Origin of the sequence: Salipiger sp. PrR002, assembly GCF_010500775.1 — a bacterium.
Taxonomy (GTDB): Bacteria; Pseudomonadota; Alphaproteobacteria; order Rhodobacterales; family Rhodobacteraceae; genus Salipiger.
Genome location: NZ_JAAGOU010000028.1, coordinates 1 through 14,005, shown reverse-complemented (window position 1 = coordinate 14,005; position 14,005 = coordinate 1). Strand labels below are relative to the sequence as shown.

The following is a 14,005-nucleotide window of genomic DNA, read 5'->3' as shown; positions in this document are numbered from 1 at the left end:
CGCGGCGCTGCCCGCTCCCGGGCCAGCACCTTCATTGTTCCCAAAATACGCAAATCTGCCGCCTCCGGCCCGCGCTCAGGCCCGCGCTCGGGCCAGTCTTCAGCTCAGCCCGCCAGCGCCCCGGCAATTCGCTCTGCCAGCCGCGCCGCCACCGCCCGCTTGCCCATGCGCGGCCAATCCTCGGCGCCAGTTTCGGAAATCAGCACCACGGCGTTCTCGCTGCCGCCCATGATGCCGGTCGCCGGAGAGACGTCATTCGCGACGATCCAGTCACAGCCCTTGCGGGCGCGTTTGGCAGTGGCATTAGCCACCACATCGTCGGTCTCGGCGGCGAAGCCCACCACCAGCCCGGGCCGTCCCTCGGTCATTTGCGAGACCTCGGCGAGGATGTCGGGGTTTTCGGCGAACTCCAGCGCGGGCAGTTTCCCCGCCTGTTTCTTGATCTTCGAGTTGGTCTCCGTCGCCATACGCCAGTCGGCCACGGCGGCGGCAAAGATCGCGGCATCGGCGGGAAGCGCAGCCAGCACCGCTGCCCGCATCTCGCGCGCGGTCTCCACTTCGATCACCTCGACGCCCACGGGGCGCGGCGCATCGGCAGGACCGGTGACAAAGACCACCTCGGCCCCGAGATCGCGCAGCGCCTCGGCAATCGCTGTTCCCTGCGCGCCCGACGAGCGGTTGGCGATGTAGCGCACCGGGTCGATCGGCTCATGGGTGGGGCCGGAGGTGACCAGCACTCGGCGTCCCTTCAGCGGGCCATCCGACAGCGCCGCGTCGATCGCCGCAAGGATTTCCATCGGCTCGGCCAGCCTTCCCGGTCCGAACTCGCCGCAGGCCATGTCGCCATCATTGGGGCCGACCACGCGCACGCCGTCGCCCTGCAGCAGCGCAAGATTGCGCTGCGTGGCGGGATGCTGCCACATGCGCACATTCATCGCGGGCGCGATCAGCACCGGCGTGTCGGTGGCCAGCAGCAGCGTCGAGGCCAGATCGCCAGCCATGCCCTGCGCCATCTTCGCCATAAGGTCCGCCGTCGCCGGAGAGACCACCACCAAATCGGCCACGCGGCTGAGCTGGATATGGCCCATCTCGGCTTCCTTGGTGAGGTCGAAGAGATCGCGGTGGACCTCCTCCCCCGCCAGCGCCGAGACCGAGAGCGGCGTGACGAACTCTTCCGCCGCCCGCGTCATCACCGGCGTCACCGAGGCGCCGCGCTCGCGCAGGCGCCGGATCAGTTCCAGCGACTTATAGGCCGCGATGCCGCCGCCGATGATCAGAAGTATCCGCTTGCCGGAAAGCATGCTGCCGCGCCCCTCGCCCATCGGGGCCGCCTGCCCCGCTTTCGGCCCCAAGTGTTAGAGGCCGCGCCGGGAAAACTCAATCCGCCCGCGCCACCTCATCACAACGCGGCTCAGTTGCTCTGCGGCATCTGGAAGTCTTCGCAGGGATCGTCGCGCTCTGCCGGGGCCGCGTCCTCGACCAGATCGAAGCTGCCATCGGGCGCATCCATACCCTCGGCATCGCCAGAGGTCTCCCCCTGTCCCAGCGCGGCCACCGTGACCTCGCCCGCCGCGCGCTCCACCAGCGCCGGGGCGCCCCAGTCGCGGCGCGCGTGCCCATTGCCGGTGATCACCACCACCGGGCCGCCAAGGTCGGCATAGGCACTGAGCGCGGTCTCGGCCAGTCGCGCGTCGCGCAGACGCTGGATGTCGACCATCATCGGCAGCATCTCGATCGGCAGCGCGTCGCAATGGGCGGCCATCTGCATCTGCTGCCGTGCCGCCTGCTCGTCCCGCTCAAGCGGCTCGTCGAGCCCATAAAAGCCCGCACTCGGCCCGAACACCTCGGCCAGATCGCGCTCCCGCACCGCGCGCGCTTCCTCGCGCGGCAGTTCCGCGCCAAAGACCGCTGCCTCGGGCGCCGCCGCAAAGATCGGGTAGTACATGGAAAAATCCGGCCAGCCGCTGTCGTTCCACGCCAGAGCCACTTCCAGCGCCGCTTCGTCGCGCATCAGATCGGGCGTCACCTGAGCGGCCTGTTCGGCGGTCAGCATCTCGAACACCAGCGCCACCGGCTGGATCTCTGCGACCAGTTCAGCCTGACGCGCATGGTGGGCCGGGTTGTCGTGAATTTCGCCCAGAAACACGACGTCCGCCCCGGTGAGGGCGGACAGGTCGCCCGTCGCGGGCGTCTCCTGCGCCAAGAGCGGCGCAGGCAATGTGAAGGCCAGTAAGGCCGGGAGGGCAAGGGCTCGCATCATGCGAGGAAGTGTTGCACCTCTTGCGATTGCCCTTCAAGCGACTTGCGCATCTTGGCAAAGGCCGCAGCCTCAAGCTGGCGCACCCGCTCTTTCGACAATCCCAGTTCCTGACCAAGGCTTTCCAGCGTCCGGCTCTCGTCGCGCAGCTTGCGCTCGCGCACGATGAACCTTTCGCGATCATTCAGCGATGTGAGGGCGGACACCAGCCATTCGCGCAGTTGTGCATTGTCGAGCTTGCCTTCGACGAGCATCGAGCTTTGCTCGCCCTCGTCTTCCAGCGTGTCGATCCACTCGCGGCCATCTTCATCGGTGCTTTGCGTGGCGTTGAGCGAATAGTCAGACCCCGACAGGCGGCCTTCCATCATCTCGACGTCATGCAGCGGCACGCCGATCTCGGTGGCGATCATCTCGCGCAGCTTCACGCGATCCACCGCTTCACCGCGGGCCGTCGCCTCGCGCTCGAGCCGGGCCTGAACGCGGCGCATGTTGAAGAACAGCGATTTCTGAGAAGAGGTGGAGCCGGTGCGCACCATCGACCAGTTGCGCATCACGTAGTCTTGGATCGAGGCCTTGATCCACCACACCGCGTAAGTCGAGAAACGGACGCCGCGGTCGGGGTCGAATTTGTCGGCGGCTTTCATCAGGCCAAGGCCCGCTTCCTGAACCAGATCGTTCATCGGCGCGCCGTAGCGCTTGAACTTCGCCGCCATCGAGATCGCAAGCCGCATATAGGCGTTGATCAACCGATGCAGGGCCTGCTCGTCGCGCTGGTCTCGCCAAGCATAGGCGAGCCGCAATTCCGTCTCGGCATCAAGCAGTTCCGCTTTCATAGCGCGACGCGAGAGAGTCTGGTCGTTAAAGCTGGTGTCCAATGCCATGAGAGGCCCCCGTTGGGTTCGGCCGGCGGCGCCAGCCTTCCGTTTCTCTTTGGTGTAATAACGTCGCGTCCCGGCATTTGGTTTCCGAGAAAATTGCACGAGCGAAGATCCGCACCTCCGAACCACCGGATTCAGCGGGTCAGGGACGTCACACAGGGGCGCTGCATCCTTTGGCCCCGCGATGACGCAGGGCAAGAAGCATCCCATCAAGGCATTGGAATCGCGCGCGAACCCCAAGGTTACATAGGCATGGGCGGGGACCGTGTCCGCCGCCGTTCCATTGCACTTAGCTGGGTTGCAGAAAAAATCACGTGGCAAGCGGGTTTCCACCGCCAAACCGGCGATCCTCCGCGCGCCAGCTCTCCAGAAGTGATCGTGCTTAACCAAACCTAAACATCTGATCCGACAAGCTCTCCGGATCAGCGAGCGGCGAGCGAGGGGGGATGCCATGGCGGCCTGCGCCTATACCGTCGCCTTCGACGGGGTCGAGGCGCGTACCGTCGAGGTTCAATGCGCGGTCACCCCCGGCGTGCCGGGGTTTGCCGTCGTCGGCCTGCCGGATAAGGCCGTGTCCGAGGCGCGCGAGCGGATCCGCGCGGCGCTTCAGGCGCTCGCCATCGCTCTGCCGTCCAAACGCATCACCGTGAACCTCTCGCCTGCCGATCTGCCGAAAGAGGGCTCGCATTTCGATCTGCCCATCGCGCTCGGCCTGCTGGCCGCGCTCGAGGTGATCCCGTCTGATGAACTCGCCACCGCCGTCGCCCTCGGCGAACTCAGCCTTGATGGCGCGCTGGTCGCCGTGCCGGGGGCGCTGCCCGCCGCCCTGACCGCCGCCGCAGAGCAACGCAGCCTGCTCTGCCCGGCAGCCTGCGGCCCCGAGGCCGCGTGGGTCGAGGCCTGCCGCGTGCTCGCCGCCGCCAGCCTCTCGGAAGCGATCCGCCATTTCACCGGCGCCGGGCCGCTGGAGCCCGCACGCCCCGGCGCTGCCGAAACCGCCGCCCCCGGCCCAGACCTGCGGGACGTCAGCGGGCAGGAGCGGGCCAAACGCGGGCTCGAAATCGCGGCCGCCGGGCGTCACCACCTGCTGTTCACCGGCCCGCCCGGTACTGGCAAATCCATGCTGGCGCGGCGCCTGCCCGGCCTGATGCCGCCGCTCAGCGCTGGCGAAGCGCTGGAAACCGCTATGATCCGCTCGCTGGCCGGGGAGCTTTCAGAGGGACGGCTTTCGATGGTGCGCCCATTCCAGCAGCCGCATCACACCGCCTCGATGGCGGCGCTCACCGGCGGCGGACGCGGCGCGCGCCCCGGGCAAATCAGCCTTGCGCACAATGGGGTGCTGTTCATGGACGAACTGCCCGAGTTCCCGCGCAACGTGCTCGACGGGCTGCGCCAGCCGCTCGAGACCGGCGAGATCACCGTCTCGCGCGTCAATGCCCATGTCACCTACCCCTGCCGCTTCCTGCTCGTCGCCGCGGCCAACCCGTGCAAATGTGGCCACGCTGGCGATCCGGCCCGGGCCTGCTCACGCGCGCCGCTGTGCTCGGAGGATTATCTCGGGCGCATCTCCGGCCCGCTGATGGACCGCTTCGATCTGCGCCTCGAGGTGCCGCCGGTGACCATCGAGGAGATGGCCCTGCCGCCCAGCGGCGAGGACAGCGCCACGATCGCCGCGCGTGTCACCGCCGCCCGCGCCCGTCAGACCGCGCGCTATGCCGGACACCCGAGGCTGCGCACCAATGCGGATGTCGACGGACGGTTGCTGGACGAGGTCGCCGCCCCCGACGCCGAGGGGCGCGCGCTGCTGTTGCGGGCCGCAGAGCGTTTCGGCCTGTCGATGCGCGGCTATCACCGGGTGCTGCGGGTGTCCCGCACCCTCGCCGACCTCGAAGGCACAGACGCGATACGCCGCCCGCATGTGGCCGAGGCGCTGAGCTACCGGCTGGTCTCGCGCAGCACGCCCTGAACGAACGCCGCCGCGCGGCGCACCCGGCGATCACGCGACTTGCCGGCCCGCATTCGGAGCCACCTCAGGCCCCGTCTTTGGCCCCGTTTTCGGCTCTTCTCAAACCCGTCTCAGGCGCATCCGGTCAGCCGCATTTGGCCTCTATCGCCTCCCAGACTTTGGCGGCGACATTGATCCCGTCGAAGCGCTCAAGCTCTTGGATGCCGGTGGGCGAGGTCACATTGATCTCGGTCAGCCAGTCCCCGATCACGTCGATCCCGACGAAGACCTGCCCCTTTTCCTTCAACACCGGGCCGATGGTGGCGCAAATCTCGCGGTCGCGCTCGGTCAGTTCGACCTTCTCGGGTCGGCCGCCCACATGCATGTTCGAACGCACCTCGCCCGCCGCCGGAACGCGGTTGATCGCACCCACCGGCTCGCCGTCGACGAGGATGACCCGCTTGTCGCCCTTGCTCACCGCCGGAAGATATTTCTGCACGATGAGCGGCTCGCGCGAGAATCCGGTGAACAGCTCATGCAGCGAGCTGAGGTTGCGGTCGTTCTGATCGAGGCGGAACACCCCCGCGCCGCCGTTGCCGTAGAGCGGCTTGAGGATCACGTCGCCATGCCGCTCTTTGAACGCCTTGATGGTTCCCAGATCGCGCGCGATCGTGGTCGGCGGGGTCAGTTCGGGGAAGTTGAGCACCAGCAGCTTTTCGGGAAAGTTGCGCACCCAGAACGGATCATTGACCACAAGCGTGCCCGGCGCGAGACGGTCGAGCAGATGCGTGGTGGTGATGTAATGCATGTCAAACGGCGGGTCCTGCCGCAGCCAGACCACATCCACATCCGCCAGATCGACAGCCTCTTTCGGGCCCAGCACCGCCGGCTGCTCGGCAACGCGCTGGACCGTCATCCAATGGCCGCGCGCGGTGATCCTGCCTTCTTCGTAAGCAAGGTCATCCGGCCCGTAGTAGAACAGCTCGTGCCCACGCGCCTGCGCCTCTTCGGCAAGGCGGAAGGTGCTGTCGGCATTGATGTTCACGGACCCGATCGGGTCCATCTGAAAGGCAATTTTCATGGCGGTCTCCGCGCGTGACTTTCGCCATACATGGCGCAGCCACGCCCGAGGCGCAATGCCAGCCCGGTCCGGCTTAGCCTCAACGGCCGCCCCATCTCTTGCCCAATGCTCTCAATCTCAGCGACACCTCTGGCATGACAGAGACGCCGCAAGACGCTGCTCACGGGCCGATGGCGTTTTCGATGACCCGCAGCATGCCATGCCGATTGAGCAAAGCCACATCGAAGCGCATATCGCTCAGCGCGCCACGGGGCTGCGTGCCGACAAATTCCTCGGCCGTTTTTTGCAGGCGCCGGATTTGAGGCCAGCGCAGATGCTCGAGCGCCTGATCGAAACTCCAACTGGCCTTCACCTCGACAAAGACGAAACCCTCGCCATCGCCAAAGATCAGATCGATTTCACCGCTCCGGCCGCGCCAGCGCCGACGCAACAGCGGATAGCCCCGGCGCTCGAAGTCGCGCGCCACCTGATCCTCCGCCGCCAGACCCGCATGATAGCTGACCTCGCCGCGGGTGCGGCGCCTGCGCGCTTCTGCAGGCGCAAGGCGGGCACCATCCGGCACAGCGCGCGCCGCGCGGGGCACCACCGGGGCGGCAAAATCAAACTCCATCTGAGACGCATGCAGTGACATTCAGACCCCTATCCGACGACAGTCCCTGACCGACCGTACCCGACCGATTTCGCCCCGGCACAGCCCTGCCAACCCGTCGCTATTCGGCACCCTTCGAAAGCGTCAAAGCAAGCTGGTAGACTGGCCGCCGCGCAATCCCATGTTTCTGGGCCACATGATCCGCCGCATCCCGCACCGACATCTCGCCCAGCACCGCCTTCAGATCCTCTTCTAGAACAGAGTCGCTAATTTTTTCCGAATCCCCCTTGCCGATCAGCACGACGATCTCGCCCTTCGGCGGGGTCTCGGCGTAGACCTCGGCAAGCTCGTCCAGCGTGCCTTCGCGCACCTCTTCGAATTTCTTGGTCAGCTCCCGGCAGACCGCCGCGGGCCGGCTGCCGCCGAGCGCCATCGCCGCATCGGCGAGCATCGCCCCGAGCCGCTTGGGGGATTCGTAAAAGGCCAGCGTCGCCTTCTCCTGCTTTAGCGCCGCCAGCGCATTGCGGCGGGCGCCCTTGGCGTTGGGCAAAAAGCCCGCAAAGAGGAACCGGTCGGTGGGCAGCCCGGCCACGGTCAGCGCGGTGATCACTGCCGCGGCGCCGGGCGCCGCCGTCACCGCGATGCCCTCGGCCCGTGCCGCGCGCGCCAGATCGAAGCCTGGGTCCGAGATCATCGGCGTGCCCGCTTCGGAGGCATAGGCCAGCGACTTGCCCTCGGCCAGCATCGCCAGCAGCCGCGGCCGCATCTTGCCGCCATTGTGGTCGTGGTAGGCGAGGCAGGGGCGCTCGCCCAGCGGAATGCCGTGGATTTCCATCAACCGCTTGAGACTGCGCGTATCTTCCGCCGCGAGCACATCCGCGTCGCGCAGCGTGTCGAGCGCGCGCAGGGTGATGTCGCGGGCGTTTCCGATCGGCGTCGACACGAGGTATAAACCCGGCGCCAAACCGCTTCTTTCGGGATTCATCACTGGACCCGGTCCTTTGCTGCTCTATGATTGCCCTCAAATGCTCATGGTGAATTACGCCATGCGCGTCAACGAGGGAGCCAGCCACCAATGTTCGCCGTTTTCGCCCGCGCCCGCAAGGCGCTGCGCCCGATGACCGTGCTCGCGACTGCCGCGCTGCTCGGCGCCTGCGACGTCTCGACGATGACCGATCTGAGCTCCGCCAGCAGCGGCGGCCCCAGCATCAACCCCGGCGAGACGGTGCGCGTGGCGCTGCTGGTGCCGCAGTCCGATCCCGCCGCCGCCGCCGTGGCGCGCGATCTGGAAAACGCCGCCCGACTGGCCATCGCCGATCTTGGCGGCGCGCAGATCGATCTGGCGGTCTATGACACCGCAGGCCTGCCCGCGCAGGCCGCGTCGCAGGCCCAGCGTGCGGTCGATGAAGGCGCGCGCATCATCCTTGGCCCGCTGCGCGGCGAGACCGCCGTCGAGGCCTCCAAGGTGGTCGCCGACGAGGGCGTCAACGTGCTGTCCTTCTCCAACAACGCCTCCGTCGCGGGTGGCAACCTCTTCATCCTCGGGCCGACCTTCACCAACACCGCCGACCGGCTGATGGGCTACGGCACCCGCCGCGGCATCAATTCGGTCGCCGTGCTCTATTCACAGGACGTGCCGGGCGAGTTTGGCCGCACCGCGATCGGTCAGGCCGCCGCGCGCAATGGCGTCTCGGTGGTGGCAGAGCAGGCCTATCCGCTCAGCGTCGAAGGGGTGACCAACACCGCGCAGCAGATGGGCAACATCATCGGCAGCTCCGGCGCGCAATCGGTGTTCATCACCTCGGATGCGACCAATGCCGCCATGCCGCTGCTGCTGCAGATCATGCCCGAGTCCGGCGTGAACCCGGCCACCACCCAGTACATCGGCCTGACCCGCTGGGATGTGGCGCCGCAGCTCTACAGCTACCCCGGCGCCGAGGGGGCGTGGTTCGCCATGCCCGATCAGAGCATGCAGCGCAATTTCAACGCCCGCTACCGCGCCGCCTATGGCGCCGAGCCGCACCCGCTCGCCGGTCTTGCCTTCGACGGCATCGCCGCAGTGGGCGCACTGGTGGAACAGGGCCGCAGTGACGCCCTCACCGGCCGCGCCCTCACCCAGTCCGCTGGTTTCCAAGGCACGGGCGGTGTATTCAGGCTGAAATCGGACGGCACCAACGAGCGTGGGCTCGCCGTCGCAACCATCCAGAACAGCCAGGTAACGATTCTTGACCCTGCCCCCTCCAGTTTCTCAGGCGCCGGTTTCTGAAACACACGAAGCTCTGACGGGTGATCTGCCAGACGATCTGATCGCCCCGGCCACCGAGATCTTCGACATCGCGGGCCTGCGGGCCCGGGTCTTCGCCGCCCTCCCCGAAGAGGGCGGCGAAGGCGCTGTACGCTCCGCGGTGGTGAAACTCCTCTCCGCCGCCCGCGACGAGAGCCGCGCCACCATCGCCCGGCTGTTCGCCGAGCAGCCGCACAATGCCTTCCCCGTCACTCATGCCTACACATGGGTCACCGATGGCATGGTCCGCATCTGCTTTGACGTCGCCACGCAATATCTGCACCGCAACCCCAACCCCACCAAGGGTGAGCGCCTCTCGGTGCTGGCAGTGGGCGGCTATGGGCGCGGCGAGATGGCGCCCTTCTCGGACGTCGACCTGCTGTTCCTGACCCCGCATAAGATCACCCCCTGGGCCGAGAGTGTCATCGAGTCGATGCTCTATATGCTGTGGGATCTGAAGCTGAAGGTCGGCCATGCCTCGCGCACGGTGAAAGACTGCCTGCGGCTCGGGGGCGAGGATTTCACCATCCGCACCGCCATGCTCGAGCATCGCTATCTGACCGGCGAGAAGACTCTGGCGGACGAGCTGGAACAGCGCCTCTGGGACGATCTGTTCAAGGGCACCGAGCGCGCCTTCGTCGCCGCCAAGCTCGAAGAGCGCGACGCGCGGCACCGCAAGCAGGGTCTGCGCTATGTGGTCGAGCCCAACGTCAAAGAGGGCAAGGGCGGGCTGCGCGACCTGCAGTCGCTCTACTGGATCACCAAATACATCCACCACACCGACGACACCGAGGATCTGGTGCGGCTCGGCGTGTTCAGCCCCGAGGAATACCGCACCTTCTACAAGGCCGAGGAATTCCTCTGGGCCACCCGCTGCCATATGCATCTCGCCTCAAACCGCGCGGTCGAGCAGCTGACCTTCGACATGCAGGTCGAAGTGGCCGAGCGCATGGGCTACACCGACCGTGGCGGCCGCCGCGCGGTGGAGTGGTTCATGCAGGATTACTTCCGCCATGCCACCTCGGTGGGCGACATCACCCGCATCTTCCTCACGTCGCTGGAGGCCGAGCAGCAGAAGGACGCGCCGCTGCTGCTGCGCATGTTCAAGCGCGGCCCCAATGTGAAGGACGGCTATGAGGTGGTGCACAACCGCCTAGCCATCGTCGATCCGGTCGCCTTCCTGTCGGACAAGATCAACATCCTGCGCTTCTTCGAGGAGGGGCTGCGCACCGGCCTCTTGCTGCATCCCGACGCCATGCGTCTGGTGAAGGCCAACCTGCATCTCATCGACGACGAGATGCGCAATGACCGCGAGGCGCAGCGCATCTTCATGGATCTGCTGCTCAAGCACGGCAATCCCGAACGCTCGCTGCGGCGGATGAACGAGCTTGGCGTGCTCGCCGCCTTCATCCCAGAGTTCGAACCGATCGTGGCGATGATGCAGTTCAACATGTACCACAGCTACACGGTGGACGAACACACCATCCAGTGCATCGGCAACCTGTCGCACATCGAGCATGGCGAGATGGTCGAGGATCTGCCCGTTTCGTCCGAGATCCTGCGCGAGGGGCTGAACCGCAAGGTGCTCTACACCGCGCTTCTGCTGCATGACATCGGCAAAGGGCGCGACGAGGATCACGCCGTGCTGGGCGCGCAGATCGCCCGCAAGGTCGCCCCGCGCCTCGGGCTCACCAAGCAGGAAAGCGCGACGGTGGAATGGCTGGTGCGCTATCACCTGCTGATGTCCGACATGGCGCAGAAACGCGACATTGCCGACCCGCGCACCGTGCGCGATTTCGCCAAGGCGGTGCAAACGCGCGAGCGGCTCGACCTGCTGACCGTGCTTACCGTCTGCGATATCCGCGGCGTCGGACCGGATGTGTGGAACAACTGGAAGGCGGCGCTGCTGCGCGCGCTCTACCGGCAGACCCGCCGCGGGCTCGAGGACGGCATGGAGGCGCTCAACCGCGAGAACCGCGGCGCCGAGGCCAAGAAGGCCCTGCGCGAGGCGCTCGCCACGTGGGAAGCCAAGGACCTGCGCACCGAGACCAGCCGCCACTACGAGGCGTACTGGCAGGGGCTGCATGTCACCGCGCATGAGGTCTTTGCCCGCATGCTGCAGGACATTCAGGATGACGAGATCAAGATCGACATCCACCCCGACGAGGACCGCGACGCCACCCGCGCCTGCTTTGCCCTGCAGGATCATCCGGGGATCTTCGCCCGGCTCGCCGGGGCGCTCTCGCTGGTCGGCGCCAACGTCGTGGACGCGCGCACCTTCACCTCCAAGGACGGCTACGCCACCGCCGCCTTCTGGATTCAGGACGCCGACGGCACGCCCTATGACGAGGCCCGCCTGCCCCGCCTGCGCGAGATGATCCGCAAGACGCTGATGGGTGAGGTCAAACCGCGCGAGGCGATCGAATCCCGCGGCCCGCTGAAGAAACGCGAGCAGGCCTTCAAGGTGCCCACCTCGATCAGCTTCGACAACGAGGGCTCGGATATCTACACGATCATCGAGGTCGACACGCGCGACCGTCCGGGGCTGCTCTACGATCTGACGCGCACCCTGTCCGAAAGCCATGTCTACATCGTCTCGGCGGTCATCGCGACCTACGGCGAGCAGGTGGTCGACACCTTCTACGTGAAGGACATGTTCGGGCTGAAGTACTTCACCCCCTCCAAGCAGAAGATGCTCGAACGCAAGCTCCGCGCCGCCATCGCCGCAGGCGCCCAGCGCGCGGGGGTGTGAGCGGGGCGCGCCGGGGGAGCGCCTGCCCGTGGGATGGCGCTGCCAACCTGCGGCATGCGCGCTTTATCTTGGCCATCTCCGCAGGAGGCCCGAACGCTGCATAGCGGTGACAAAGCGCCAGCCCGCCGGGACGGGCAGGCGCTCGCCCGGCGCGCTCCGCGCTTGTTCCGGGCAAACAAGCCACCCCCAAAAGCAAAAGAGCGGACCCGAAGGCCCGCTCTTTCGAAACTCTCGGCAAGGCTAAATCCCTGCCTAAACCGGCTTACACCAGTTCCAGGTTCACCGCCGACTCGCGGCCGTCACGGCCTGCTTCGATGTCGAACGACACTTTCTGGTTGTCGGCCAGGCCGGTGAGGCCCGAACGCTCAACAGCCGAGATGTGCACGAAAACGTCTTTCGAGCCGCCATCAGGTGCGATGAAGCCGAAGCCTTTGGTGGTGTTGAACCACTTGACGGTACCAGTTGCCATGGTTGTATTCCTCTATCTGTGTCGCCCACAAAGCGCAGCGACTTGGCGTCTCAACGTCGAATGCTGAGCCGTGGAGGAATCAGGAAACGAAATTCAGTAGCGCGCTGTAGATGCGCTGTTGCGGCGGAAATTGCAACGGCCAATATCGTGTCATGCATTTCGCGCGCCGTTCGCCGCCCATCTGCCGCGCATGACCCCTCGTCATCGCCAGCATTGACTTTTCCGCCGATTGGCCCCATTTAGCCCCTCGTGATCGCCGGTTCCTTACCGGCCGGGGCCCAAGGCTCCGTGCCTGCGATGCCAGTTTTCCCGCGTTGGGTGTCCTGACCTTCAGGGCCTGATGTCGCGAAGGGGCTCTCGCGATCGCCGCAGCGGGGCAATCCGGCCCCCGGTCCGATCGCAACCCCTCCCGTCGCAGCCCGACACGTTCTTTGCGCCTCTCGCCGCCTCCCTTTGTGCCAGAGACGCCTCCTCCTCTCATACCTCCATGGGACAGCGGCCCTCAGACGGCCCTCCCGAAAGGACATTCATGACATTCGACACGCTGGGGCTCCGCCCCGCCCTCCTCGCGCGCCTTGCCGATCAGAACCTGACGGACCCCACCCCGATCCAGCAGCGCGCCATCCCCGAGGCGATGGCTGGCCGCGACGTGATGGGCCTCGCCCAGACCGGCACCGGCAAGACCTTTGCCTTCGGCCTGCCCATCGCCGACGCGCTGCTTGGCACCAACAAGCGCTGCGCCGCGAAATCGGCGCAGGCGCTGATCCTTGCCCCGACCCGCGAGTTGGCCGCGCAGATCCACGACACGCTGTCGTCGGTGCTGAAAGACGCGCACCTGCGCCTGACGCTGGTCGTCGGCGGCAACTCGATCAACGTACAGTCGCGCAAGCTGGAAAAGGGCACGCATCTGCTCATCGCCACCCCGGGCCGTCTCATCGACCTGATGGACCGCGGCGCGCTGAAGCTCGACCAAGTCAGCCATTTCGTGCTCGACGAGGCCGACCAAATGCTCGACCTCGGCTTCATCCACGCGCTGCGCCGCATCGCCCGCGATCTGCCCAGCCAGCGCCAGACGCTGCTGTTCTCGGCCACCATGCCCAAGCAGATGAACGAGATCGCCAGCGCCTATCTCAACGATCCGGTGCGCATCGAGGTCGCCCCTCCGGGCAAGACCGCCGACAAGATCGAGCAATCGGTGATCTTCGTCGAAACCCCCAAGCGGATCGAGACCCTCACCGGGCTGCTCGACGATCACCGCGACGAGCTGGCGCTGGTCTTCTGCCGCACCAAGCACGGTGCCGAGAAACTCTCGCGCAAGCTCGACCAGGCCGGTTTCGCCGTCGGCGCGATCCACGGCAACAAGAGCCAAGGCCAGCGCAACCGCGCGCTCGACGCCTTCCGCAAGGGCGAGATGCGCGTGCTGGTGGCCACCGATGTGGCGGCCCGCGGCATCGACATCCCCGACGTGCGCCACGTCTACAACTTCGACCTGCCCAACGTGGCCGACAACTACGTGCACCGCATCGGCCGCACCGCGCGCGCCGGTCGTGATGGCCGCGCTGTCAGCTTCTGCGGCGTCGAAGAGATGGGCGATCTGCGCGGCATCGAAAAGCTGATCGGCCAGCAGATCACCACGCTCGGCGGCGAGCGCCCGGCAGAGCCCGCAGGCGGCCAGCGCCGTGCGCGCGGCGGCAATGGTGGCGGTCAGGGCCGTCCCGGTGGCGGCAAACCGGCGGGCAAGCCCGGCGGC

11 protein-coding genes are annotated in these 14,005 nt (G+C 66.6%); 4 read left to right on the top strand and 7 right to left on the bottom strand.

From position 1 onward, the window contains the following. Positions 1-104: 104 nt before the first annotated feature. From coaBC to G0A00_RS20525, 3 genes are all read right to left on the bottom strand, one after another. Positions 105-1,301, bottom strand: coding sequence for a bifunctional phosphopantothenoylcysteine decarboxylase/phosphopantothenate--cysteine ligase CoaBC (coaBC, locus tag G0A00_RS20535; RefSeq protein ID WP_164184648.1), 1,197 nt, complete (start codon positions 1,299-1,301; stop codon positions 105-107). Between the two features lie 110 nt (positions 1,302-1,411). Next, positions 1,412-2,260, bottom strand: coding sequence for a ChaN family lipoprotein (locus tag G0A00_RS20530; RefSeq protein WP_164184649.1), 849 nt, complete (start codon positions 2,258-2,260; stop codon positions 1,412-1,414). Beyond that, a complete protein-coding gene (locus tag G0A00_RS20525) occupies positions 2,257-3,138 on the bottom strand; it encodes an RNA polymerase factor sigma-32 (RefSeq protein WP_066102465.1) in 882 nt (293 codons plus the stop codon). The genes G0A00_RS20530 and G0A00_RS20525 overlap by 4 nt, the downstream gene beginning before the upstream one ends. A gap of 448 nt (positions 3,139-3,586) precedes the next feature. Here G0A00_RS20525 and G0A00_RS20520 point away from each other — a divergent pair, with 448 nt between their 5' ends. After that, the gene (locus tag G0A00_RS20520) at positions 3,587-5,101 is read left to right on the top strand and encodes a YifB family Mg chelatase-like AAA ATPase (RefSeq protein WP_164184650.1); all 1,515 of its coding nucleotides are present in this window, start codon (positions 3,587-3,589) and stop codon (positions 5,099-5,101) included. Positions 5,102-5,225: 124 nt separating this feature from the next. Here G0A00_RS20520 and gshB read toward each other — a convergent pair whose 3' ends face one another. The 3 genes from gshB to rsmI form a co-directional block, all read right to left on the bottom strand. Next, complete coding sequence (gene gshB, locus G0A00_RS20515) at positions 5,226-6,161, bottom strand: glutathione synthase (RefSeq protein WP_066102474.1); 936 nt, start codon at positions 6,159-6,161, stop codon at positions 5,226-5,228. A gap of 160 nt (positions 6,162-6,321) precedes the next feature. Next, the gene (locus G0A00_RS20510; protein WP_164184651.1) at positions 6,322-6,792 is read right to left on the bottom strand and encodes a YraN family protein; all 471 of its coding nucleotides are present in this window, start codon (positions 6,790-6,792) and stop codon (positions 6,322-6,324) included. A gap of 79 nt (positions 6,793-6,871) precedes the next feature. After that, positions 6,872-7,735, bottom strand: a complete 864-nt coding sequence (gene rsmI / locus G0A00_RS20505) for a 16S rRNA (cytidine(1402)-2'-O)-methyltransferase (protein WP_164184652.1) — start codon at positions 7,733-7,735, stop codon at positions 6,872-6,874. Between the two features lie 90 nt (positions 7,736-7,825). Between rsmI and G0A00_RS20500 the strand changes: the two genes are divergently transcribed. Both G0A00_RS20500 and G0A00_RS20495 read left to right on the top strand, forming a co-directional pair. After that, positions 7,826-9,016, top strand: coding sequence for a penicillin-binding protein activator (locus G0A00_RS20500; protein ID WP_164184653.1), 1,191 nt, complete (start codon positions 7,826-7,828; stop codon positions 9,014-9,016). Further along, positions 8,976-11,786 (top strand): [protein-PII] uridylyltransferase, encoded by a 2,811-nt coding sequence (locus G0A00_RS20495; RefSeq protein WP_164184654.1) that lies wholly within the window; start codon positions 8,976-8,978, stop codon positions 11,784-11,786. Before G0A00_RS20500 ends, G0A00_RS20495 begins: the two co-directional genes overlap by 41 nt. Before the next feature lie 262 nt (positions 11,787-12,048). On the opposite strand, the gene G0A00_RS20490 is transcribed toward G0A00_RS20495, so the two are convergent. Further along, positions 12,049-12,255, bottom strand: a complete 207-nt coding sequence (locus G0A00_RS20490) for a cold-shock protein (protein ID WP_066102486.1) — start codon at positions 12,253-12,255, stop codon at positions 12,049-12,051. Positions 12,256-12,784: 529 nt separating this feature from the next. Between G0A00_RS20490 and G0A00_RS20485 the strand changes: the two genes are divergently transcribed. Continuing rightward, on the top strand, positions 12,785-14,005 hold a 1,221-nt coding region (locus G0A00_RS20485; RefSeq protein WP_164184655.1), incomplete at its 3' end, for a DEAD/DEAH box helicase.

Excerpts from the sequence above, each read along its gene's own strand:
- coaBC (WP_164184648.1), bottom strand. The coding sequence starts at position 1,301 with ATGCTTTCCGGCAAGCGGATACTTCTGATCATCGGCGGCGGCATCGCG.
- G0A00_RS20530 (WP_164184649.1), bottom strand. The coding sequence starts at position 2,260 with ATGATGCGAGCCCTTGCCCTCCCGGCCTTACTGGCCTTCACATTGCCT.
- G0A00_RS20525 (WP_066102465.1), bottom strand. The coding sequence starts at position 3,138 with ATGGCATTGGACACCAGCTTTAACGACCAGACTCTCTCGCGTCGCGCT.
- G0A00_RS20520 (WP_164184650.1), top strand. The coding sequence starts at position 3,587 with ATGGCGGCCTGCGCCTATACCGTCGCCTTCGACGGGGTCGAGGCGCGT.
- gshB (WP_066102474.1), bottom strand. The coding sequence starts at position 6,161 with ATGAAAATTGCCTTTCAGATGGACCCGATCGGGTCCGTGAACATCAAT.
- G0A00_RS20510 (WP_164184651.1), bottom strand. The coding sequence starts at position 6,792 with ATGTCACTGCATGCGTCTCAGATGGAGTTTGATTTTGCCGCCCCGGTG.
- rsmI (WP_164184652.1), bottom strand. The coding sequence starts at position 7,735 with ATGAATCCCGAAAGAAGCGGTTTGGCGCCGGGTTTATACCTCGTGTCG.
- G0A00_RS20500 (WP_164184653.1), top strand. The coding sequence starts at position 7,826 with ATGTTCGCCGTTTTCGCCCGCGCCCGCAAGGCGCTGCGCCCGATGACC.
- G0A00_RS20490 (WP_066102486.1), bottom strand. The coding sequence starts at position 12,255 with ATGGCAACTGGTACCGTCAAGTGGTTCAACACCACCAAAGGCTTCGGC.